The sequence below is a fragment of the Heyndrickxia faecalis genome (assembly GCF_040267745.1).
In the GTDB taxonomy this organism is placed as follows: Bacteria; Bacillota; Bacilli; order Bacillales; family Bacillaceae_C; genus Weizmannia; species Weizmannia faecalis.
Genome location: NZ_CP158453.1, coordinates 1,093,033 through 1,117,591, shown reverse-complemented (window position 1 = coordinate 1,117,591; position 24,559 = coordinate 1,093,033). Strand labels below are relative to the sequence as shown.

19 protein-coding genes and 1 pseudogene are annotated in these 24,559 nt (G+C 42.4%); all 20 read right to left on the bottom strand.

The features are described 5' to 3' along the window. Positions 1 to 174 precede the first annotated feature (174 nt). Positions 175 to 2,007, bottom strand: coding sequence for a glycoside hydrolase family 25 protein (locus tag ABR335_RS05165; RefSeq protein WP_326242786.1), 1,833 nt, complete (start codon positions 2,005 to 2,007; stop codon positions 175 to 177). Positions 2,008 to 2,451: 444 nt separating this feature from the next. Further along, positions 2,452 to 3,468, bottom strand: a complete 1,017-nt coding sequence (gene bioB, locus ABR335_RS05160) for a biotin synthase BioB (protein WP_035184106.1) — start codon at positions 3,466 to 3,468, stop codon at positions 2,452 to 2,454. Between the two features lie 197 nt (positions 3,469 to 3,665). Continuing rightward, on the bottom strand, positions 3,666 to 4,637 hold the full coding sequence (locus tag ABR335_RS05155) for a sugar kinase (RefSeq protein WP_017552002.1): 972 nt from the start codon (positions 4,635 to 4,637) through the stop codon (positions 3,666 to 3,668). Between the two features lie 161 nt (positions 4,638 to 4,798). Beyond that, positions 4,799 to 5,629, bottom strand: coding sequence for a 5-dehydro-4-deoxy-D-glucuronate isomerase (gene kduI / locus ABR335_RS05150; protein ID WP_026104668.1), 831 nt, complete (start codon positions 5,627 to 5,629; stop codon positions 4,799 to 4,801). 53 nt (positions 5,630 to 5,682) lie between these two features. Further along, positions 5,683 to 6,459 (bottom strand): 2-dehydro-3-deoxy-D-gluconate 5-dehydrogenase KduD, encoded by a 777-nt coding sequence (kduD, locus tag ABR335_RS05145; protein ID WP_014097497.1) that lies wholly within the window; start codon positions 6,457 to 6,459, stop codon positions 5,683 to 5,685. 168 nt (positions 6,460 to 6,627) lie between these two features. Next, positions 6,628 to 7,473 carry a sugar phosphate isomerase/epimerase family protein gene (locus tag ABR335_RS05140; protein ID WP_285958787.1) on the bottom strand — a complete coding sequence of 282 codons (846 nt, stop codon included), beginning with the start codon at positions 7,471 to 7,473 and terminating at the stop codon, positions 6,628 to 6,630. Positions 7,474 to 7,572: 99 nt separating this feature from the next. After that, entirely contained in the window at positions 7,573 to 8,367 is a 795-nt protein-coding gene (locus ABR335_RS05135) for a gluconate 5-dehydrogenase (RefSeq protein ID WP_285958788.1), read from the bottom strand. Positions 8,368 to 8,420: 53 nt separating this feature from the next. Further along, positions 8,421 to 9,251 (bottom strand): 5-dehydro-4-deoxy-D-glucuronate isomerase, encoded by an 831-nt coding sequence (gene kduI, locus ABR335_RS05130; protein ID WP_211161877.1) that lies wholly within the window; start codon positions 9,249 to 9,251, stop codon positions 8,421 to 8,423. 53 nt (positions 9,252 to 9,304) lie between these two features. After that, positions 9,305 to 9,424, bottom strand: a pseudogene (locus ABR335_RS05125) (2-deoxy-D-gluconate 3-dehydrogenase); the annotation flags it as partial. A gap of 293 nt (positions 9,425 to 9,717) precedes the next feature. Next, positions 9,718 to 11,751, bottom strand: a complete 2,034-nt coding sequence (locus ABR335_RS05120) for a polysaccharide lyase family protein (protein ID WP_350346639.1) — start codon at positions 11,749 to 11,751, stop codon at positions 9,718 to 9,720. Between the two features lie 89 nt (positions 11,752 to 11,840). Continuing rightward, complete coding sequence (locus ABR335_RS05115) at positions 11,841 to 13,172, bottom strand: glycoside hydrolase family 28 protein (protein WP_350346638.1); 1,332 nt, start codon at positions 13,170 to 13,172, stop codon at positions 11,841 to 11,843. Between the two features lie 286 nt (positions 13,173 to 13,458). After that, a complete protein-coding gene (locus ABR335_RS05110) occupies positions 13,459 to 14,145 on the bottom strand; it encodes a rhamnogalacturonan acetylesterase (RefSeq protein ID WP_350346637.1) in 687 nt (228 codons plus the stop codon). Positions 14,146 to 14,287: 142 nt separating this feature from the next. After that, positions 14,288 to 15,841 carry an MFS transporter gene (locus ABR335_RS05105; RefSeq protein ID WP_350346636.1) on the bottom strand — a complete coding sequence of 518 codons (1,554 nt, stop codon included), beginning with the start codon at positions 15,839 to 15,841 and terminating at the stop codon, positions 14,288 to 14,290. Positions 15,842 to 15,893: 52 nt separating this feature from the next. Continuing rightward, positions 15,894 to 17,012, bottom strand: coding sequence for a glycoside hydrolase family 88/105 protein (locus ABR335_RS05100; RefSeq protein WP_350346635.1), 1,119 nt, complete (start codon positions 17,010 to 17,012; stop codon positions 15,894 to 15,896). A gap of 99 nt (positions 17,013 to 17,111) precedes the next feature. After that, the gene (uxaC, locus tag ABR335_RS05095; RefSeq protein WP_350346634.1) at positions 17,112 to 18,524 is read right to left on the bottom strand and encodes a glucuronate isomerase; all 1,413 of its coding nucleotides are present in this window, start codon (positions 18,522 to 18,524) and stop codon (positions 17,112 to 17,114) included. A gap of 34 nt (positions 18,525 to 18,558) precedes the next feature. Further along, positions 18,559 to 20,049: a UxaA family hydrolase gene (locus ABR335_RS05090; protein ID WP_350346633.1), complete on the bottom strand. Its 1,491-nt coding sequence runs from the start codon at positions 20,047 to 20,049 to the stop codon at positions 18,559 to 18,561. Continuing rightward, on the bottom strand, positions 20,039 to 21,475 hold the full coding sequence (locus tag ABR335_RS05085; protein WP_350346632.1) for a tagaturonate reductase: 1,437 nt from the start codon (positions 21,473 to 21,475) through the stop codon (positions 20,039 to 20,041). Before ABR335_RS05085 ends, ABR335_RS05090 begins: the two co-directional genes overlap by 11 nt. 118 nt (positions 21,476 to 21,593) lie before the next feature. Then, entirely contained in the window at positions 21,594 to 22,598 is a 1,005-nt protein-coding gene (locus tag ABR335_RS05080) for a sugar kinase (RefSeq protein ID WP_350346631.1), read from the bottom strand. Beyond that, positions 22,591 to 23,268 (bottom strand): bifunctional 2-keto-4-hydroxyglutarate aldolase/2-keto-3-deoxy-6-phosphogluconate aldolase, encoded by a 678-nt coding sequence (locus ABR335_RS05075; protein ID WP_014097491.1) that lies wholly within the window; start codon positions 23,266 to 23,268, stop codon positions 22,591 to 22,593. Before ABR335_RS05075 ends, ABR335_RS05080 begins: the two co-directional genes overlap by 8 nt. Positions 23,269 to 23,416: 148 nt before the next feature. Further along, positions 23,417 to 24,187 (bottom strand): IclR family transcriptional regulator, encoded by a 771-nt coding sequence (locus ABR335_RS05070; RefSeq protein ID WP_014097490.1) that lies wholly within the window; start codon positions 24,185 to 24,187, stop codon positions 23,417 to 23,419. Between the last annotated feature and the right edge of the window lie 372 nt (positions 24,188 to 24,559).

Sequence of the window (24,559 nt, the reverse complement as noted above, 5' to 3'; positions counted from 1 at the left end):
CAGATGCGAAAGACCTGAGCCGGCAACAAACGGGAAGCTTGTGGAGGCCTGAACCAGCGGGCGGGGAAAATTTCTGCGATCATACCGCGCGCTGGCCCGGATGTTCCAATGCTGATGGAAGCCAAATCAAAACGGCGAGAGCAGTTTCTCGCCGTTTTTTTTTGAGAACATCTTTTAAAAATCAGGATCATAGCTGATATCAAGGTCAAAATGGCCGGTGATGCCATCGATCGTTCCGGTTTCGGTGTACTGCCAAACGTCTGCATTCGTACCGAGCGTGATGTTATATCGTGCCAGCCAGATTTTGGTATTGCTAGGCCAAGAATCTGTATGGCCCTCAAGATAGCTTTTCCAATTAAAGTAGCCGGCATAAATGCCCACTTTCGCCTGCCCGAGCGTCTGCATTTCATTTAAGAAATAGCCAGCACAAGCCGGGGCCGCATTTGCCCACCAAGTTGTTGTAATGCTATTCGTCCCGGTAGGTTCTATATCTTCGAAAGCGTAGCCCGTAAACGCATAGCCGGTTTTCGCCTTTGCTTGGGCCAGCACTTGATAAAAATGCTTGGCTTCTGCAATATGCTGTGCGGAAGTGGTGGTGGAATTGCCGATCATATGATAAGCATGGACCGACAAGCCGGCGTTTCTGGCATACTTATAATAGGTATAAAACTTCGAATCCGTATATCCGCTTCCTTCTGTTGCTTTCAGAATGATAAAATTGTAGCCCTGGCTCTTCATAAGGTTAAAACTGTCTTGTGTCAGAGTTTGATAATGGCTGACATCCAGTCCCTTTGTCGTCGTGGCGGATGCAGTGGCTGATCCGGTACTGCCCGCTGTGGTCGTTCCGGACGTAGAACCCGATCCGGTGTTGCCCGTTGTGGTCGTTCCGGATGCAGAACCCGATCCAGTGTTGCCCGTTGCGGTCGTTCCGGATGCAGAACCTGATCCGGTATTGCCGGTTGTAGTCGTTCCGGATGCAGAACCTGACCCAGTGTTGCCCGTTGTAGTCGTTCCGGATGCAGAATCTGATCCGGTACTGCCCGCTGTGGTCGTTCCGGACGTAAAACCCGATCCGGTGTTGCCCGCTGTGGTTGTGCCGCTCGTTGCTGTGACAGACCCTATTGTGCCGGACGCAGATCCGGACGTGCTGCCGGTTGCCGTTCCCGTCGTTTTCCCACCCGCTGCCGGTGCAGGTTTTGTGAAGTGGCTCGTATAAATCCAGCCGCTTTGGGTCGTCCCAACGACGCAGATATGGGACATATTTTGGCTACTTTCTTTCACATACACTTGCTGATTCGGTCTAATCACAGCCGTGTACTTTGTATGGGATGAAGTGGTATACAGTTTGGAAGAAGCATAGACCGTTTTTTTCGCGAGCAAGCCGGTTAAGTTGTTCGCATAAATATATCCGGAGCTATTGCCTGCTTTTACTTGGTAACGACCGTGCGACCCGTTAAAAACCGACACCTTTTGCCCATCTTTAATCGTCTTGTTATACGAATTTCCGATTGCGGATGTGTATAATTTAGACGGCATCCACGTATATTTTACAACTGGTTTAATAAAATGGGTTTTGTCAACATAGCCGCTGTATCCGGTTCCGATCAAGTGGGCCAGATACATGCCGTTTTTCGTTGCTTCCATTTTGATATACATCATCTTCCCCGCCGGTACGGAAGCAACATACGGGCCGCCTGCCGCCTGCTTATAAATTTTCGAACCAAAATAGTCCTCTTTTTTCACTTTGCTCCTTGTCAGGTTATCAGCATAAATGTAACCTGTTTTCCCACCTGCTTTCACCTTATAGCGCTTGCCTGACTTGCTGTAGACGGTTACCGCTGTCCCGCTGTTCACATTTCTGGAGTAAGCCGCGCCGGACGCCGTTTTATAAAGCTTCGACGGTGTCCACGTATACATGGTAGACGAGGCGGCTGAAGCAGGCTTCACAAAACTTAGCGCAAACAGCAATAAAAAACCCGCACCCCCGAAAAAAATCAATCTTCGCAATCTGTCTCCTCCTTTTGTTCTATGTATCAAACACCATTATAATCAATAAATCTCGTAAATTTTATCCCGAATTTGAAAAAAATAGTGAACAATCATTCTAAATGAGTCTATATACCTATACAGGGTTACATTTTGCCTATTTGAAAGGGGATCGATCAAAAAAATTGCAAAAACCACTCCAAAACGGAGAATTGCCTGGATTGAGAGAAGAAATTTATCCGCAGCAACTGAGATTTAAACCATTTAGACTGAAATATTTCCGCGAGATCACGAGAGAATGATAAAAAGAATGGTTTGGGGGGCGCCACAGTTTTTACCATTCCATAGCTAAAAAGCATTCCTTTCCTTTGGCAAGTGGATCAGTACCAAAAAAAGAATGCTTTTCATTTGCTATGAAAAAAGGTCGCCAAGCGTGAATTAGGGGTGTTTAAGAGTGAAGCGTATCTACGAATGATACAAAGTGAACTGCTGGCCTTCTGTTTCGAACGGATTTTCTTCTATTTCAAATCCGAGATCTTCAATTAACTGGTAATCTTCTTTTGCGTCCTGGCCCTCTGTCGTTAAATAATCACCAATAAAAATGGAGTTGGCAATAAATAGCCCTAAATTCTGCAAAGAGCGCAAATGATATTCCCGCCCGCCAGCAATCCGAATTTCCTTTGTGGGATTGATAAACCGGAACAAGGACAAATTCTTTAAACAACGAATCGGTGTCAATTCGTCCATATTTTCAAGTTTTGTTCCCTTAACAGGATGCAGAAAGTTGACCGGAATGGAATCAGCGTCCAAATCCTTGAGCGCGAATGCCATATCAATTATGTCCTGATCCGTTTCCCCCATGCCACAAATCACACCGGAACACGGGGAGATTCCTGCTTTTTTTACGTTTTCAATGGTGTTGACCCTATCTTCATAACAATGTGTGGTTGTAATATTCGGATGGTGATTTGCACTCGTATTAATATTGTGATTAAATCGGTCCACACCCGCTGCCTTCAGCTTAAACGCCTGCTCTTCAGTAACGAGTCCCAAACAGGCACAAATTTTTAATGGTTCCACATCACGTTTAATTTCCTCAACTGCCGCAATCACTGCATCCACTTCACGGTTGGTTGGTCTGCGCCCACTCATCACAATGCAATATGTACCAATTTTATTCTTTTTCGCTTCCTTTGCCCCTTCCACAATCGTTTGTTTGTTGACCAAAGGATACCGGTCGATTTTTGTTGCTGCCTTAATCGATTGTGCACAGTAGCCGCAATCCTCAGGGCAAAGTCCGCTTTTGGCGTTAATAATCAAATTCAACTTTACCTTTTTTCCATAAAAATGCCGGCGAATCTGATAGGCTCCATGGACAAGTGCCAATACTTCATGATCACGAACCATTAAAATTTCCTTGGCCTCTTCTTCCCTTATCACATACCCTTCAATCACCTTTTCTGCCAATTTCGACCAATCCACTACCGTCACCCCTTTTTATATGTCAACCTAAAATAATTTATGGTTTACATTAAAAATTATAAGACACTTTCATTTTTGGTCAAGTACTTTTTTTATTTTTCACACAAAAGGTTAAAAAAGTCCGGCACTCTAGGAAAAAACAAGAATGCCGGACGATTTCTATTCTATGAGGCTTCGGAAACAGGAATGCCAGGCTTTTACCTCGCCGCTATCAAGGCGGCCGATTTCATAAACGCATCCAATGCTGCCCGCGTCGGCAGGCCGTCATTGTCCCCGAGTCTTTGCATCTGGATGGAGCAAATCGCATTGCCCTGCATTAAAAGCGCCTGATCGTCAAGATGCTCCAGCATGCCGGCCAGAATGCCGGATACAAAACCATCACCTGCCCCAATGCGGTCAACCAAATGTTTCACTTCATATTTTGGCACTGCCGCTTCAGCAAATGAACCATCTTCCAATTTTTTCTTTGAATACGAACCTTTTTCCACTAAATTGATGATCACTTGCCGCACACCTCTGGATAAGTAAAAATCCGCCATCTTTTCTTTTTCATGCTCGCCGGTTAAAATCTGTGCTTCTTTTGCATTTGGCATGACGACATCACAAAGGCAAGCGATTTCATTTGTCCGTTCCATCATCTTTTCTTCCGATTCCCAAATTACCGGACGCAAATTCGGATCAAACGTAATCGTAAGGCCGTATTTCCGGGCTTTTTCAATCAGTGCCAAAGTTGTCTCGTAACCACTTTCGCTTAATCCCGCCAAAATGCCGCCAAGATGGAGGATCTTTGCTTCTGAAAAATCAACCTGGCGAACGGCTTCTTTTGTTAGTTTAGAAGCAGCACTGTTCTTCCTGAAATAAACGGTTTCCGGATCGCCAATCTCCGACAGCCCTTTTAACATGAAACCCGTTGGATATGTTGGTGTTGAAAAAACATAGGTGGTATCAATGTTCTCATTGTTTAAGAAATTTTTCACATATACGCCGAAAGGGTCTTCCCCAATCTGCGTCAAAAACGAAACCGTGTGCCCGAGCCTGGAAACCCCGACAGATACATTCACATCCGCACCGGCCATATAACGGGTATAATGCCGGACAGCATGGAGCGGCCCCTTTTCATCCGCAATAAACAACACAAGCGGCTCACCGGCAGTGATGATCTCGCTCATTTGATTCGCCTCCATATAATTTCTAAATAAGAAATTAAGTTTACTATTTATATTACAATTTCATTATAGAGGATTATGGCGATTGGTCAAGAAATTCCGGTATTGTTTTTGTAAAAAAAGAAAGCTCCTCTTTGGAGAAGAGAAGCTTATTGCTATACATTCTATTTCAACTCTTCCATTGGGACAAAATCCATATCATCATAGGTGATATTTTCCCCGCACATTGCCCAGATGAACGTGTAATTGCTCGTCGCTACCCCGCAATGGATCGACCAACTCGGGGAAATCACCGCCTGTTCTGAAGATAGGATAAGGTGCTTGGTTTCATCCGGTTTGCCCATAAAATGGAATACCCGTGTATCCGGTTCCATGTCAAAGTACAAATACGTTTCCATACGCCGATCATGCGTATGGCTTGGCATGGTGTTCCAGGCATTGCCCGGTTCAAGCACAGTGTAACCCATTTGCAGCTGGCAGGACTCGCAAATATTCGGATGAATATATTGATAGATTTTCCGCTTGTTCATAGACAGATCTTCGCCTGTTTCACGCGGCGTAATCTGGTCAATGCTGATCTTCACATTTGGATATTTGTGATGCGCGGGCACTGAAACAACATAAAACTTCGCCGGGTTAGTGGGGTCGTCCGATTCAAACACGACGTCTTTTGTCCCTTTTCCTATGTAATAGCCGTCCTGTTTTTTCATCGGGTCTTTTTTGTCTTCTATCGTGATACTGCCGGGCCCTCCGATATTGATGACGCCCAGTTCCCTTCTTTCCAGAAAGTAGTCTACACCAAGTTCTTTTGAAAGCCGGATCTCTAGCGGCTCATTTGTCGGTGTAACCCCACCGAAAATCTGCCGATCATTATGGGTATAAGTCAGCATGATTTCGCCGGGAACAAAAATCTTTTCCACTAAAAACTCTTTCCGTAACTGTTCTGTAGTGTAATGCCGGATGTCTTCCGGGCTGTGGGTATATCTTGTTTCCATGGTTTGGGACATTTCAATCACTCCTTGTGAATTTTTTATAAATCAAAGTTGATTTACCGCACGAGCCAGCCACCGTCTACTGCAAGAATATGGCCGGTCACATAGTCAGATGCAGGGCTTGCTAAAAAAATGATGGCGCCCATTAAATCGAAAGGTTGTCCCCATCTGCCCGCCGGTATTCTGCTTAAAATTTCTTCATTCCGGTTTTCGTCCGCACGAATCGGGGCAGTATTAGCAGTCTCAATATATCCTGGGGCAATCGCATTGACCTGGATATTGAACGTGCTTAATTCATTGGCAAACGCTTTCGTAAGGCCTGCAACACCATGCTTGCTGGCCGTGTAGGACGGAACGAACTTCCCGCCCTGAAAAGAAAGCATAGAAGCAACATTGATGATTTTCCCGCTTTTTTGTTTCGCCATTTCTTTTGCGGCTGCCTGGCTTAAGTAGTAGACGCCATTTAAATTCACATCAAGAACGTTCTCCCAGTCTTCATCTTTATACTCCAACAGCGGCGCCCGTTTAATAATGCCAGCGTTGTTCACAAGAATATCAATCTTGCCGTACGTTTCAATGCAGCCATCAATCACTTTCTTTGCTGCTTCTTTCCCGCTCAAATCTGCCTTTACGAGCACGGCTTTCCTGCCCTGTTTTTCAATGAGAGACTTCGTCTCCTCGCCGCTCGACCGGTGCACCGGCAAATACAAATCGGCCCCCGCTTTCGCCAGCGCAACGGCATATGCCTGCCCAAGCCCTGTCGCCGACCCGGTTACCACCGCCACTTTGCCTTTTAAACTGAAAAAGTCGAGGGTGAAGTCGTCTAAATCCATGTGAAAGCCTCCTTTGCCTCTTATGCTGAATTAATGTTTCTAAATGAATATGTTTCTCTATAAGAAACCATTTTTTTCATTTAGAAACATTCTATGCATTTATTATAATCTAAATAATAATCAATTACAACTTTATTAAAGTGTAATCACATGCGGCAAAGGCTGTTTTCAAGCATTCTCAAATTTTCTTAAAAGAAAGTCCCTTCCTTGATCAACAAACGGTTCCTTTGTCGCTTCCATCAAAACATTGATGGATGGTTTATGATGTTTTAACCATTCCATGATGACATTGTAATTTAGAACTCCTTTACCAATGGGGACTTCTTTTATTTTATTATTTTCAATAGTGATGTCTTTAGCGTGTATTACTGCGATCCTGTCGCCTAATAATTGAAAAGCTTCCCGGATCACTTTCTTCTGGCTTCCCATGGTTTCAGGTGTTAACAAATTAGCCGGATCCAAAACAACTTGCAAATTATTGGACTGGACCGTATCAAGCAACCTTTTCATTACTTTTGCAGAATAAATCGGGTGATTTACCCCCGGTTCAATTCCAACGATGACCCCAAACTTTTCGGCTTCCTCTACAAGTACGTTTACCTCTTTTACTACTTCCTGAAAAGGCTCTTCCCTATAATTTTTTTTTGTATAAACGATCTCTGAATTTACATTTCCTGTTTCAGTCGCCACTACGCTGCAACCAAAATCGCGTGCATAGCGGATATGTTCTTTAAAAATGTTAATCCCTTTTTTTCTTTCATTGTGGTCAGGGTGAATCAAATTAAAATAGCAACCTAAAACTGCGATATTCACATTGGCTTTGTTCAGACAATTTCTTATATAATTTGCCAGACCCGGACTTAAATTGCCAGCCCCCGGATACAAATTTGGAAAAGATTTCCCCAATGCCAGTTGTATGGAATATAAATTTTTTTCAGCCACTGCTTTTGCGAGTTGCTCCGGAGAACCTGATTCAATATCATGCCCTCGTATACCGAGGTTAAGAAAGCCCATGATTTTCCACTCTCCTTTTTGAAATTTCCCCCGAAAAAAACAGACTAATATGACAAGAACTCAAGTATATTAGTCTGTTTTTTTATTACAATATAAATTTTATTGTGGCTGTTTGCCGATGTATGCCAAAATTCCACCATCTACATAAAGAATATGCCCATTGACAAAATTGGAAGCATCAGATGCCAAGAAGACGGCCGGACCTTGTAAATCCGATACATCTCCCCAACGGGCGGCAGGTGTTTTTGATATAATGAAACTATTGAATGGATGACCTTCTTCTCTTAATGGTGCTGTTTGTGGTGTAGCAATGTAACCTGGTCCTATGCCATTACACTGGATATTGTATTCACCATATTCAGAGCAAATATTGCGGGTCAGCATTTTTAAACCGCCTTTGGCCGCGGCATATGCACTGACAGTTTCTCTGCCAAGCTCACTCATCATTGAGCAAATATTGATGATCTTCCCGTGACCCTTTTTAATCATGGAAGGAATAACAGCTTTTGCAACAATAAATGGTGCATTCAGGTCGACATCTATTACTTTCCGAAAATCTTCTGCACTCATGTCTAACATCGGAATTCTCTTAATGATTCCCGCATTATTAACCAAAATATCAATAATACCCAAATCATGTTCTATTTTTTCCACAAGATTCTTTACTTGTTGTTCATCCGTCACATCTGCCACATAGCCGTGAGCGTCAATTCCTTCTTCTTTATAGGAAGCTAAGCCTTTATCTACAAGGTCCTGATTTATGTCGTTGAAGGCAATTTCCGCTCCAGCCTTCGCCAATGCTGTAGCAAGTGCAAAGCCGATTCCATATGATGCACCAGTTACGAGAGCAATTTTCCCTTTTAACGAAAATGTGTCTAAGTTAAATTCTGTCATTTTTATTTTCCTTTCTAAATTAAATTGAACTTATTTCACAAAATTAACAACGATTACTTTAATTCTTCCATTGGGACAAAATCCATATCATCATAGGTGATATTTTCCCCGCACATTGCCCAGATGAACGTGTAATTGCTCGTTGCTACCCCGCAATGGATCGACCAGCTCGGGGAAATCACCGCCTGTTCTGAAGATAGGATAAGGTGCTTGGTTTCATCCGGTTTGCCCATGAAATGGAATACCCGTGTATCCGATTCCATGTCAAAGTACAAATACGTTTCCATACGCCGTTCATGCGTATGGCTTGGCATGGTGTTCCAGGCATTGCCCGGTTCAAGCACAGTGTAACCCATTTGCAGCTGGCAGGACTCGCAAATATTCGGGTGAATATATTGATAGATTTTCCGCTTGTTCATAGACAGATCTTCGCCTGTTTCACGCGGCGTAATCTGGTCAATGCTGATCTTCACATTTGGATATTTGTGATGCGCGGGCACTGAAACAACATAAAACTTCGCCGGGTTAGTGGGGTCGTCCGATTCAAACACGACGTCTTTTGTCCCTTTTCCTATGTAATAGCCGTCCTGTTTTTTCATCGGGTCTTTTTTGTCTTCTATCGTGATACTGCCGGGCCCTCCGATATTGATGACGCCCAGTTCCCTTCTTTCCAGAAAGTAGTCTACACCAAGTTCTTTTGAAAGCCGGATCTCTAGCGGCTCATTTGTCGGTGTAACCCCACCGAAAATCTGCCGATCATTATGGGTATAAGTCAGCATGATTTCGCCGGGAACAAAAATCTTTTCCACTAAAAACTCTTTCCGTAACTGTTCTGTAGTGTAATGCCGGATGTCTTCCGGGCTGTGGGTATATCTTGTTTCCATGGTTTGGGACATTTCAATCACTCCTTGTGAATTTTTTATAAATCAAAGTTGATTTACCGCACGAGCCAGCCACCGTCTACTGCAAGAATATGGCCGATCACATAATCGGATGCTGGGCTGGATAAAAAGATAACGGTCCCCATCAAGTCAAAAGGTACACCCCATTTGCCTGCTAGGGGTTGTTCAAAATTTCCTCTACATTGAACATTTTTTCACTTAAACAAAGTAAATACTTCTAATCAGTTCAGGACTTATTAAGTATTCATGCATTTTGATTACAATGTAGTTTAGTACCACCCTCTTTCAATCACCATATTATTTCCAAATAAGAAATACGATTTTCATATAAGGAACTATATTTTTATTATAAATTTTATTTGAAGGGTTTTCAAGCTTCAAATGCATCACGAATAAAAAAACACAAAAAAAAGAGCCATTTTATTACATTGACTCCTTAAACTTACTTTTACTTGTTTAGTAAGCTAACGGCATCCGTGTGGAGAATTTCTTTAGCGTCACCTTTAATATGCCTGTCAGATGAGCCTTTTAATAACTTTATAAAATGCTTTATATGGCCCGCAGCTTGCGCATTTTTGCCTCGGTCAATTGCAATTTGAGCCTGATATAACGGCTTTATTAATTTCTCAGCAAAAAGGGGTGAAATTTCTTGATTGGCCACACCATCACGAATCAACTGTTGAATAGTTGAAACATCTCCTACATCATCCGTTCCCAATATTATTGTATCATACATCACTGAACCGCCGGTCAGCGAAAAAGTTACGGTGTTCAATCCATTCTTGAGCAAAGATGCATTAAACTGGATATCCTCAAGATGGTATCGGCCGCTACGGTTAGCACTTCTGTAAATCGCCTGGTCGTTATCCGTATAAGCTATATTTTTTACAACGGTACCGTTGACTTTAATTGTAATTTTAGGGTTACTTGAAGCCGCGGCAAGTGCCACTTTTAAATAGGCATTTCCGTTGTACTGTTTGTCAAGATTAAAATTGATAGACCAGCTGCCTTTTTTTGTTTGTGCATAATACCAATCATCTCTTGCGTTACTGCTCCCAATTGTATAAGTCAGGTTCGGAGGCACGTTGGTGCTCAAATCGTAGGATCGCAACGTATTGCCGAGCTTAAACTCTTCTGCCATATGGTCAGATTTCCCGATTTGCCAGATATAATTATCCAGTTGAAATGGTGACCAAGTGATCGTACCTATGTCCTTAATAGAACCGGCTACTTTGATGTTATCTTTCTCAAGCTGGTCTGTAATGGACCCATGGGATGAATACGCATAAAGTGCATAGTTTCCCGGACGTACATTAGAAATTGTAAAGTTTCCATTTTTATCAGTCTTGCTATAAAAAATGTAACCCGTTGTTTGCTTATATGGTTCTCCACCCGGTTGTGCGAGCACAACTGTTGCTCCGGAAACAGACCGGCCATCCGTTACTTTTAATTTTCCCTTTACTGTCGCTCTGTTCAGTGGATAAAGTGAATCGTCCATCCACTGATACGGCCATTTCGCTTGCTCTTTTAATGCTTTTCTTTTTGCATCCTTCACTACAGTATTATTGTCACCTGTATTAATATATACGAACCATGGCCCATATAGCTTTTGCCACCCGGATGGTGCAGTCATATTTCCAGTTCCAAAGTGAGCGCCAGTCATATAGTTAAGGGCAATTGCATCCTGGTGTACCAATAGCTCCTGCTTTAACGGGCCGCCTGAATAGTATTCTGTACTTACAGGAATAAACCAGGCGCCAAATCCGTTGCCAAAATGCCCCCATACCGGGTTTTCTTTAAAATAGCCTGCGTAATCATACTTTGTATAAGAGGAACCATCCGGCAACCTCCAGGTTTCGTCCTGAATTTTTGTCATCTGCTCCAAATCTTCATATCTCGGTTGAATACCCGCTTTTTCCGACATATAGGCATGATCAAAAATATTTCGGTCAAACCTGTAAATGGAACGCAACTCTGCTATGCTCTCGGTTTGTTCATTTTCATTTTTGGCGACCACATAAGAATAGATACCGCTTTCACCCTTCATCATAATAATATGATATTCCAAGTTAAGTAAATCGGTTGTATCAACGTAAGCGATATGTGCCATTTTGGATGTATTCTTAATCACCTTCAATTCATCGGGCACCAGCTCATGGACACCACTGGAGTTATAATCAACATAAAATGTACGGTTTTTATCCGGATCTCTACTTGCCCCCCTCAAGTTTCCAACCAGTTCTTTTCCATCTTTCACCAAAGAGTGCACACTGCCATCACTACCGAAGTCCATTTTTATTAACCCGTTTGACAAAGTTGCATCCATGCCATCCACTTTAAGCGTCACACCTTTTGAACACGAATTTGCCCCATGGTGAGATGCTCTGGATTTTACCTTTGCTTGAACAAGATAGCTGTCTCCTGTAAAAGTAAAAACAACCAACAGAATAGCAATAAATAAACTTAACCGTTTTTTGGACAACGTTGAAATCCCCACTCAATGTTTTATTTATACGGATATTGTATTCAAAGATATCCCGAATTCCCAGAGTTTACAAACTGGAAAGTTTTTTACTTTGTCATTTTTGCAGTATGAAATACGAGAGGAAGTTCCACACGCTTGCAGTTTTCTACTTCAAGTTCTTTATTTTCACCTGTGTAAAGTATGACATTCTTCATCTTCCAATCTTCTGCATGTTTAATGAAACCAGCTTCCCTTGCATGTATTTCAATGTTTGAGAAATGAACATTTTTAATTGGTTTTTCTGCATATGCTTCGGTCGCTAAGGCTACTTTTGCATTATCCGCTTTAATATTGGAAATCCTCAGATTTCTGAACTCCGGAATGCCACGTTCAGGCGGGACAACGGATTCTGCCAATACTCTCCAATAATCTGGGATCTCCCCTTCGTAATTTCCCGGGATTTTGCAATAACTGTATGCAGGAAACCAGTTCAACTCAAACATGAGTGGGTTTTTTACATTATTCATTTCAATATCATGGACACAGATATTTTCAATCAAACCACCACGCGTTTTAGCAGACTTCAGTCTGAATCCATTCATCGTTTTCTTTGCCTTTATATGGTGTATCTCTATGTTTTTAATATCTCCTGAAGTCTCACTTCCTATGGTGATTCCTTCTCCTTGCCCGATCTCACAATCACGGATTACAATATTTTGACATGGTTTTTTAACCCGCAGTCCATCATAATCCCGGCCCGCTTTTATGCATATATTATCATCGTTGCAGTCTACAAAACAATTTTCAACCAGTACATGTTCCGAAGAATCCACATCAACACCGTCAGTACTCGGGCCTTTGCTTCCGGCTATTTTTAAGCTGTCAATTTTAATGTTTTGAGAGTAGCAGATATGCACATTCCAAAATGGAGACCGGATAAGTGTCAATTTAGAAATCTCAATTTCGCTTGATTCATGGACAATGATCAACCGCGGACGTTTACAATCATAGTCAGTCGCCCAGCGCAGTCCTTTTGCTTCATAAACTTTACGCATTCCCCCCTGCTGGTCTTCTCCCCAAAACTTATTCCACCAATATTCACCTTGACCATTAATCAACCCTTTCCCGGTAATTTTAACGTTTTTCTGGTTGAATACATTGATCAGACCGGCCGGCCAGTCCATTTCAACCCCAGCAACCCGTGTCCATACCTCAGGATATGCAGTTTCGTCCACTATTCCCCGGATTTCTACTCCTTCATCTACTCTGAATTCTACATTGGATTTTAGAAAGAGTGAGCCTGTTAAATAAACCCCCGGTTCAAAAACAACTACTCCTCCCGCCACGGCAGCATCATCAATTGCCCTTTGAATGGCATCTGTCCCTCTTTTTTTTCCATCTCTCACAGCACCATAGTCATTCACTTTAAACTTTTTCATGGACACAGCCCCCCTCATTCTTTTATCTTATTTTAAGTTTATATATTGTTCCTTTCCGAACTATTATATTTTTTTAAAAATTAAATTCTGACTTTTACCCAATTTATCCCCAAGTTCTGTCTCAGTATTATAAAAAATGCAACCAGGAAAAAATATGATTTTACCTTTTCATTACATTGGAGGAGCATTCGAACACAATGTTTTCCTCATATTTTTATAAAGCTCTCCCTCTCGTAACTTGAATAATATTTCAGAATTCTATCCAAAATTCAAGGGTTATGCTCATTCAGCAAGCCCTATTTAGAATATAATTTCTCAATGGTATAGAAAAATTTAAAAGTTCTTTTACTATTAATCCTGCAATTTCTTTTGCACCAACTTCATTAAAATGAGTGTTATCACTTGACCCATCGGGGTAATTAACATGTTCACCCGGTTTGAGCCATACGAATAAACGTTTTGACTCTTCCGGTCCTAAGCTCTCTAATAAGGCAGTACTGGAAGAACAAAGGTCGATTACGGGTACATGGAGATCGCGTCCGAGAATCCGAACTGCCTCCGGATAATCGCCGTGAGTCTGTTTTAAATTTCCGTTGTCATCAAAAATACGTCGGCTAACTGGTGTTATAAGAATTGGTGTTGCCCCTTTTTTTCTTGCTCCATCGACATATTTTCTGAGACACTCCTGGTATGTGGAAAATGGTTCTGTATACAGGGCTTTACCAGGTTTTTCATCATTGTGGCCAAACTGAACCAGCAAATAATCATTTGGTTCAATGCTATTTATTATTTCATCTAGCACGCTTTCGTTAATAAAACTCTTTGAACTTCTCCCGCAAAGTGCTTTATTTATGACTACCACATTAGTTGTAAAAAACCTGTCTATCATTTGACCCCACCCCGCCATGGGAGCCTGACTTTTTGGGTAATTTGCTGCTGTTGAGTCCCCTGCAATAAATAGGTGAACTGACATTTTTACTCCCTCCCTTCTTGAATCTTATTTTAAAAATGGAAAAGGTAAAACAAACCGCTTAAAAAATTGCCATGCTCATTCTACCATTTCCACTAAGGTAGAGGGCTTTCATTTTAGAAACTGATAAATTCGTAGCCTCTTATTATTTGGCCTTTAAGTGCGATTCCGCATATCCTGGTATATGATTTTCCTTGTATTTTATAAGATTTTCATAACCAACTGTATTATCGCCCCAAGTTTCTTCATATTTCCAGCCAGTTAACTCTTCAAATACTTTCCGTGCTTCTGGCGTAGCATCAATTTTAGAACCGCCATTTTTCAAACGATTAATTTCATCAAGCAAGACAACATGGTTTTCTTTCGTTAATTTATATTTGAAGGAAACGAACAGCCCCCAAATCAAGAAGGCAAGCGTACCAAATAAGAGAATAGATACAATTGCCGTGATAGCTGCATGAGGCTGATTTGCCTTACCTGAAACAAATCCTGATTCTTGTAATGCGATCCCCACTAAAAATACGGCCAAAGCTTGTGATGCTTTTCTAATTAGACTCATAACACCAGCGAACACACCTTCACGTCTTTGGCCTGTTAATGCTTCATCAACATCGGGAATAAAAGTATAGTTATTCCAAGGAATATAGTTCAATCCGCCACGGCCTAACCCACAAATTCCAATCATAGTATAGATCAACATTATACTGTTTGAACCCCCGCTGTAATGGAGTATTATAAAACCAGTAATCCCGAGAATGAAAAACGAGATTGCTGCGCGATAGGCAGGGGCTGGATTCATTTTTAGTGTGATCCACAATGCAATTCCAACACCTGCAATCTGGAACAAATACATGACTGTGAGTAAGTTGGAAGCCAGTACTGAACTTTGCAACAGCGCAAAGACTACAAAATAAGTAAATACAGCATTAAAGATATCCTGGCTGATATAACCTCCTAAGTACATTCCCAAATGATGCCGGAATGTTTTTACTCTTAGCGTTGAAAATAAATCCCAGTAAATTTTGTATACATTTTGCCAGAAATTCCTTTCCTCCTTTTTTTCAACCTTTGGAATTTCATCATACGGACGTTCCCATGTAAATTTGTAAATCAGAACCAGGCAAGCCATAATGATAACTGTAAAAATCATCCCGGAATAAAGGAAAGACATTGGATCATCCTGTCCTAATGCATGAATCAAACGTCCCGGAATGTACGCTGCAAAAACAGCAGATGCTTGAGCGATAAACATTCTTGCACCCGTAAATTTAGAACGTGTTTGATAGTTGTTGCTCATTTCTGCAGCGAGTGTGTCATACGGAATCAGAATCATGGAGTAAACGATTTCAAATAAAATGTAAGTCGTTAAATAGTACCAATAACTAAAGCCGGATATCCAGATTAATGTATAGACTACCATAAGCGGAATCGAAATTAAAATAAAGAAATGCCGTCTTCCAAACCTTTTGCCCAGTTTTGTTTTATGAAAATTATCTGTAATGTAACCCATTGTTGGTGCCATTACAGCATCAACAACACGGGCAATGGCAAAAATTGAACTTGCTTCAACCGCTGATAAGCCGCAAAAAGTTGTTAAGAAAAATAACAGCCATGCTGAAGTCAAAGCAAAGGCTCCGGCACCCAAAAAATCACCCATTCCATAAGAAAAATAGTTAATGAATTTTGGCTGTCTAACCATTATTTTTTCCTCCTGTTTTTAGTAAGAATATATAGAGCTTAAAAATGGATCACTAATAAGCAAGCCGAGGCAACTCTTCGTTAGCATTAATACTGTAGAGCAAGAATTCAACCAAACAGAGAATCGCCATTGATTGGCCGTATGGCATAGTTGTAACGGCAATTTTCTTATAAAAATCCAGGGTGTCTCCCATTGGGGTCCCTGCTGATACATTATGCAATGCACCAGTTTCATCAATATTGTCAAGAACTGCTTGCACAGCATTTAAGCCCATATTTAAAAACTTTTTATCAACATAACGTTTTCGAATAGATTTTAATATTCCATAAGCGAAGCCAGCAGTACAGGACGTTTCCACATATGACGTTGGATCATTTAACAATGTATGCCAAAGCCCATCCTTATCCTGGTACTCACTTAAAGCATCCAATTGGCGATTCAGCGTTGAGAGTAAAACTTGTCTGATTGCATCGTTTTCATTTAGACCAACTAAATCAATAAATTCAGGTATTGCAATGGTAATCCAGGAATTTCCCCGTCCCCATAGTGCTCCCGCGAAATTATGGTTTCCTTCAAATGTCCAGCCATGAAACCACAGTCCGGTTTTCTTATCAACTAAGTATTTAATATGAATCAAAAATTGTTTCTTGGCTTCCTCTATATATTGAGGTTTATCTAATAGCAATCCGAGTTTTGCTAAAGGTATGACACTCATCATTAAAGTGTCATCCCATAGCTGCTGATAATTCTCCGATCCAAAAACGACGTGTTGAATGCCGCCGTCTTTTGTTCTCGGCATATCGTGAAACAGCCAATCTCCCCAAGCTTCTAAATATGGAAGGTAAACAGGATTCTTTGTTTCTTCGTACAAATATGCAAGTGTTAACATTTGAACCATCGTGTTGACATTCTTTTCTACAGGAAGATTTTTAAACTGGTCATCATACCACCTGATAATAACATCCAATACTTCCTTCTTATTTGTTAATTTATAATATTTCATCATTCCATATAATCCGATTCCGGAGGTCCACTCCCAGTAATTAAAACTTTTATTATCAATTTTGCGGCCATCCTTGAGCGTAATCGCATATTTGCCTTCCGGGTCCTTTAAATTGACCAAGTTATCAATCAATAAATCTATTTTTTCTTCAATGTCTTTTCTAAGCATTGGTCTCACCTCTATCTCTTTATTAAAAAGCAAAAATATGTTAAACTGAAAAAGTAAATATTTCTTATACTACAATTGAAAATAGTGTTATATAGGATATTAGCCAAAGAAATTAAAATAGTGATGTGCGTTATTGTAAGCAATATCTTCAATGATTTTCCCGATCTGTTCTTCATCATCGGGGATTTGTCCCCGTTCTGCCCATTCGCCAAATAGCTCGCATAGTACCCTGCGGAAATATTCGTGGCGCGGGTATGACAGGAAACTGCGTGAATCGGTTAACATGCCGACAAAATTTGGCAGGAGGCTTTCTTCTGCAAACATTTCCAATTGCCTGCGCATCCCGCTTCTTGTATCGTTAAACCACCAGGCGCATCCCAGCTGTAATTTCTGAACCGTATCTTTTTGGAAACAGCCCATCATTGTGACAAGCGGGAGCCAATCATTCGGGTTTAAAGAATAAAGAATCGTTTTTGGAATGATATCTTCATTTTCTGCACGGACAAATAATTCCCCGTAAGATTCTGCAATACTTCGATCATTCAATGCATCATACCCCGTATCAGGCCCCATTTTTTCAAACATGGGCCCATTTAAGTTCCTATAAGCATGAATGTGATATTGCATGACCCAGCCTTTTTCGTGATAAATGCGCATAAGTTCTATTAACAGCGCTGTGTGATATTGATTGATTTCATTTAAACCCAACGCTTCTTTTGATAACGCTTTCTCAACGATCGCATCCAATTGCTGCGGCGCCGCTTCTGCATACGTAAAAGTATCCAGGGCATGGTCGGATAACCGTCCGCCTCTTTCATGGAAATATTCAATTCGGTTTCGAACAGCCGAAACGAGATCTGAGAAATTTTGGATTGAAACTCCTGAAACAGTTGCTAATTTGTGGACATACTCAGCGTATTCTTTGTTCTGGATATTCAATGCCTTATCGGGCCGGAAAGCCGGCAGCACCTTAAAACCATCTTCCGTCTCGGATTCCTGTAACAATTTATGGTATTGAAGGTCATCCACCGGGTCATCTGTTGTGCAAACCACTTTCACATTACTGTTTTTAATTAAATTCCGTGGTTTAAAATCATCTGTCGCCAGCAATTGATTTGCCCTTTCCCAAATGGCCGGTGCCGTTTTGCGGTTTAAAATCTTATCGATTCCAAAGAAACGCCGCAACTCCAAATGCGTCCATTCATAAAGTGGATTGCCCACTGATTTTTCAATCGTTTCCGCCCATTTTAAAAATTTTTCGTAAGGGTCAGCATCACCCGTAATATATTTTTCCGGAACACCGTTTGCGCGCATTAAACGCCATTTATAATGGTCACCGTAATGCCCTTCATTGATCCACACCTGTGCCAAATCCCTGAAATTTTTATTTTCGTAGATTTCCTTCGGGTTCAGGTGGCAATGGTAATCAATAATCGGCATTTTTTCGGCATGGTTGTGAAATAATTTCTTGGCAAAATTTGTTGTTAAAAGGAAATCTTGATTTAAGAACATTTTCTATACCTTCTTGTTTCAGTTAAAAAATTGCTTATTCAGTAACGCCGTTCTTAAATATTGCAATCTCATGCATATGGCGGATCTCATTTTTCGTCTTCTTCCCGCTCGCGACTTCAAGAATAAAAGAAATAAATTGTTCCACTACTTCGTCCATTTCTTCATCAAGCAGCCGTCCCGCGTTGAAATCAATCCACTGCTTTTTCTTTTCATAAATTTCGGTGTTCGTCGATACTTTCACAGTTGGCACAAAGGTTCCAAACGGTGTGCCCCTGCCGGTTGTGAACAGGACCATCTGGCAATCCGCCGCTGCAAGCGCTGTTGAGGAAACAAGATCATTTCCGGGTGCCTGAAGGAGGGATAACCCTTTTTCCTTTAGTTTTTCTCCGTATTCCAGCACATCGACCACTGCGGATGTCCCCGCTTTTTGCGTGCAGCCGAGCGATTTGTCTTCCAAAGTGGTGATCCCGCCGGCCTTATTGCCCGGAGAAGGATTTTCATAGATTGGCTGCCCGTAAGAAGCAAAATAATCTTTAAATTGATTAATGAGCTTCACAATTTTATTGAATACGATTTCATCTTTTGCCCGTGCCATTAACATTTTTTCGGCACCGAACATTTCCGGGACTTCCGTTAAAACAGTGGAGCCGCCTTGAGAAATGACAAAATCTGAAAATCTTCCAAGCAGTGGATTGCCGGTAATGCCCGAAAATCCGTCTGAGCCGCCGCATTTTAATCCAATTTTCAATTCTGATAAAGGCAGATCGGTCCGCTTGTCCTCTTTTGCAGCTTCATTCAATTCTTCCAGTAGTTGGAGGCCTGTTTCCACTTCATCTTCAACATCCTGGCAAATCATAAACTTTACGCGCTTTTCATCAAACTCTCCCATTTGTGCCTTCATTTCATCTAGCTGGTTGTTTTCACAGCCAAGCCCGAAGATGAGCACACCGCCGGCATTTGGATGGGCGGCCGCATCCATTAAAATCTTGCGGGTGTTCTGCAAATCATCCCCCAGCTGGGAACAGCCGTATGGATGTTTAAACAAAATAATTTCATCAAATGCGCCGTTATCAGGGTGATTCGCCTTAAATTGGTCAACGAGGAGATCACCGATCATATTGATGCACCCGACAGTCGGGATGATGTATAAATCATTGCGTATCCCGGCTTTTCCGTTTTTCCGCAAATAACCTTTAAAAGTGCGGCTGTCTTTCGGAAAGGTGCGGGGATGCAGTTCCGGCTTGTACTCGTATTCCACTTTTCCGGAAAGATTGGTGCTCACGTTATGGGTATGGACCCAGCTGCCTTGTTCAATCTTTTTTGTCGCATGTCCAATGGGTGACCCGTATTTTATAATGTCCGCGTTCTCCTCGATATCTTCTAAAGCAATTTTGTGTCCTCTTTTTATTGCCTCGTTTACGGTGATCGCCCTATCCCCGGATGTAAGGACATCACCCGGCTCTAAATCCTGAAGAGCAACGAGTACATTATCCCGGGGGTTTAGCTGAATGGTTTTATTTTTCAACCGGTAATGCCTCCTCGTTGGCCTGCTGCACTGCCCTGCGAACGCCCTCTTTTTCTATCAACTGTAAGCCTTTTTCAACTTGAGCGGGCAGGCCGTCAATTTTTGTCAGATCCATTCCCCATAAGGTTTCGTTGCTTAAAATGTCCCAGACATAGCGGTCGGAGTGATACGCCATTGAAAACTCTTTCAAAACATCTGGCAAATCAATCGCTTTAGCAGAGGCATGATCCTGCTCTCCGTAAATTTTCAACAGCCCGGATAAGGCTAACGTAATTCTTGACGGGATTTTGTGGAATCTTTTTACATGCTCCGCCAATATGGGCAGGAGGCGTGCCTTAAATTTTGAAACGCTGTTTAAAGCAATCGCGTCCAGCTGGTGTTCCATATACGGGTTTCTGAAACGTTCCTGAATTTCCGCCGCGTAACTTGTCAACTCTTCTTTTGGCAAATCCAGTGACGGGATGATTTCCGCAAACATTTCGCGGTCAATCAACCGGTAAAAATCGGGATCTTCCATTACCCCGCCGACTGTTTTAATGCCGGCAAGCCGCGCCAGGCAAGCCATTGTTGTATGGGGGCCGTTTAGTAAGTATACTTTCCGGTCGCGGTACGGTTTTAAATGATCGGTGACCACGACATTCAGCCCCGCTTTTTTGAGCGGCAGTTCTTCTTCCAGCTCCTTGGGCCCTTCAATCACCCAAATGAGAAATGGTTCTGCTTTTGCAATTAACGTATCTTCATAGCCCCATTCTTCCCAAAGTTTTTCTGCGCGGTCTTTCGGGTAGCCCGGGACAATCCGGTCGACCAGGCTGGAGCAGAAAGTATTTTCTGATTCAAGCCAGCTGCTGAAATCTTCGCCAAGCTTCCACTCATCCGCATAGCGGTGCACAATTTCTTTCAGTGCCTTGCCGTTATTTTCAATGAGCTCGCAAGGAATGATGTAAAACCCCTTTTTTCCGGCCTTATATCTTTCATAGAGCAGTGCCGTCAGTTTTGCCGGGAAACTTACGGGAGGCCGGTCGGATAATGCATCTCCTTCATGATAGACGATGCCGGCTTCCGTCGTATTGGAAAAAATAAACCGGATGTTGTCATCATGTGCCAGTTGTAAATAAGCGTCATAATCTTCATAAGGATTGATCCCGTTATTTACGGATGAAACAATCTCATGGGATTGGACTTCTTTTCCATTTTGCATTCCTTCCAGCATGACTGTAAATAAATAGTCCTGTCCAGCAAGCTGCCCGACTCTTCCGCGTGGCAATGATTGTACAATTGTCACCCCGCCTTGAAAAAGTCCGCGTTTGTTCATTTGCTGAATTTGCCAGTCGACAAAAGCCCGAAGAAAACTTCCTTCTCCAAACTGGATGGCTTTGGTTGGATACCGTTGCAGGTCTTTCACGTATGAATAAGATAATTTTTTCAAATTCCTCCCTCCTTTATTTCCTATTTGGAAATCAAGTTTCTTATTTGTTCTTACACTCCTTATTATAATCCGCTTTCAAATTTATTCAATAGTTTTTTTGATTTTTTTGAGCACCTGTTTACCGAACGACTTCCCGGCCGGAAGCGCCTTCCCATGATCGGACTTCGTCTGCTGAAAGCGGCAGGGCATCCCCGTTCACGGAATGTTTCAAAACAGATGTAGCAGCCGCAAATTGTACGGTTTCTTCCGGATCCATCCCGGTTAAGAAGCCGTGAAGCATCCCGGCTGCATAGGCATCCCCGCCGCCGATCCGGTCTACGATCTGCTCCATACGGTAACGCTTGGATTGTATAAAAACGCCGCCAGTCCAGAGCATGCCCTGGAGTTCATGGCAGGTCGGGGAGATGACGTTCCGGTCTGTCGCATAGAGTGCGCGGAGATTCGGGTACTTGCGGCTAATTTCCCGGTAACATGCTTCTATATTGCCGGGCACAGCCACCGATGCATCGATGCCAAAGAAGTTCCGGGCATCAAGATAGTTGGCACAGCAGTAAGTGAGCATCGGCAAGATCGGGATAATGGCTGCCCTCGCCTCTTCCATCGTCCACATTGCCGGCCGGTAATTGATGTCGAAGCTGACAGGGATGCCGCGGTCAAAAGCCGCTTTAACGAGAATTTGCCCGTAATATTTCCATGATTCGGACACAGCAAAGGTAATGCCGGTTAGGTGGAAAAGGGCCACATCCGCAAAAAGCCGTTCAAAATCCCACTCGCCAATATCCATCTGTGAAAAGCTGGAACTTTCCCTGTCATAGATCACTTTGGAATTGCGCAATGTGCCCCCCTGTTCCAAAAAATAGATGCCGAGCCGGTTGCCGCCCATTAGAAGACGGGAAGTATCAATACCGCTTGCCCGGAGGCTTCTCACTGCAGCCGCTCCCAAAGGGGAATCCGGCACTTTGCTCGCAAACGCAACGTCATGCCCGAAACTGGCAAGCGTTGTGGCAACATTCGCCTCCGCCCCGCCGTAGTTTACATTGAAAGAATGGCTGCAGGATAAAAGATCTCCCGGGGAGGTGGAAAGGCGCAGCAAAATCTCTCCAAGTGTTAAAATTTTAGGCATATTGACCCCTCGATTGCTGATGCACGGCTTCTGTTAGTTGCTGATATTTGTCCACAAACGCTCTTGCTGTCTCGGTCACTTTCGCAAAATCATTGGTTTCGGCAGGTTTCAATAAGCTTCCGCCTACGCCAAGGATTTTACAGCCTGCTTTGATCCAATTTCCCATATTGTCCAGACTGATTCCGCCTGAAGGCATGATTTCAAGTTGCGGCAGCGGAGCTTTTACGTCTTTTACAAATGCCGGCCCGACAATATTGCTCGGGAACAGTTTAATCACTTCTGCCCCTGCCTGCATGGCCGCTTTCATTTCATTTACCGTCATACAGCCCGGGATATAAGGGATTTGATAAAGGTTACAAAAAGCAGCCGTTTCCGGATCAAATGTCGGCGCGACGATGAATTTTGCCCCGGCCATTTGCGCGGTCTGGGCGGTCTGGGCATCCAGGACAGTGCCAGCTCCAACGAGGACATCATCACGGTCTTGGTACAGTTCCGTCAATTTTTTGATGGCAACATCCGCATTCGGAACGGTAAAAGTTAGTTCGATGCTTTTGATCCCGCCGGCAATCAGTGCATCCGTAATACGCAAAGCTTTTTCAACAGAGTCTGCACGCAGCACGGCCACAATTCCATTTTTTTCTAACGCCTGCAAAGTCTGCATTTTTTTCATGGTGGACGCTCCTTTTAATTTCTATATAATAAACTTTATTTATGAATAATAAATTCAATTTCATTTTACAACACACTCTCTCCTATGTAAACCATTTCATGAAAGAGAAAATAAAAAACTTGCCCCGTGTCGGAACAAGTTTTTTCCATTAGCCATTCAATTTGCTTTCAATTTTTTGTCGTGCCTCTAAGATGCTTGTAATCATTTTTTGCTTCTTTTCTTCTGTGATCCGGAACCGCGGGGCACTAACGCTCATCATGCCTTCGATCTTTCCGTTCCGCTTGATAACCACCGCAATACAGTAAATATCTTTTTCATTTTCTTGGTTGTCAATTGCATACCCACGCTGTTTGACTTCCTGGAGATCTTGAATCAGTTTTTCCGGGTCCGTAATCGTGTTTTCAGTCCTTTTTTCAATCGTAATCCGGGACAAATAATCACGCACATCTTTCTCGCTCTGTTCAGCCAAGTACGCTTTTCCCATCGCAGAACAATACAGCGGCAGCGTATGCCCGACCTGCGAGCTTAAAATGATTTGCCCTTTTCCGTTCAGCTTTTTCACGTACACCACATGATCCTGTTCATAAATACCAAGGTGGACGGTTTCGCCAATGGTGTCATTCAGTTCTTCGAGCACCGCTTCCGCCACGTTTACAATATTAAAAGATTTGCGGGCGGTTTCCCCGTAACGGATAAGCGCGGTACCGAGCGTATATTTCTTTGTCTCTTCATCCCGTTTTACAAAATCAATCGAGCAAAGGGTATTTAAAATTTTTAAGACCGTGGATTTGCTCGTATTTAAAGCCGTGCAAATTTCCTGCAGACTCACCGGGTCCACCCGGTATTCCAGATAGTCCAGTATATCTTTCGCACGGATCAACACCGTGCCGTACGGTTTTTTTTCCGTTGTCGTCTCCATCTTTTTATGCTCCCGTCTTTTTGAAGTAGCCAAATAAGAAACTTTGAATACCCTCTTTATAACATAATTTAAAAAGGTTGTAAAACGGGACGTGATGGATTTCCAGAAGAGGAAATGATGGATAAGAATCGTGAAGTTGTCCGAAGTATTGGACAAACGTATGATGCGCATCATATCATTGAGAATAACTTTGATGGCCCTCATGCGTGGTGGAATATGGAATATTCATCTTGCAAAATATCCGAATGAAACCAAGCTGGCATACATGGAAAGGGAGTGCCGTCAGAAAAACTGTTTTCAAGGAGGTAAAAGGTCAAATTGGCTAATTTTGAATTTATGAATAGGTACAAGCATAAAATTTATAATGTAACG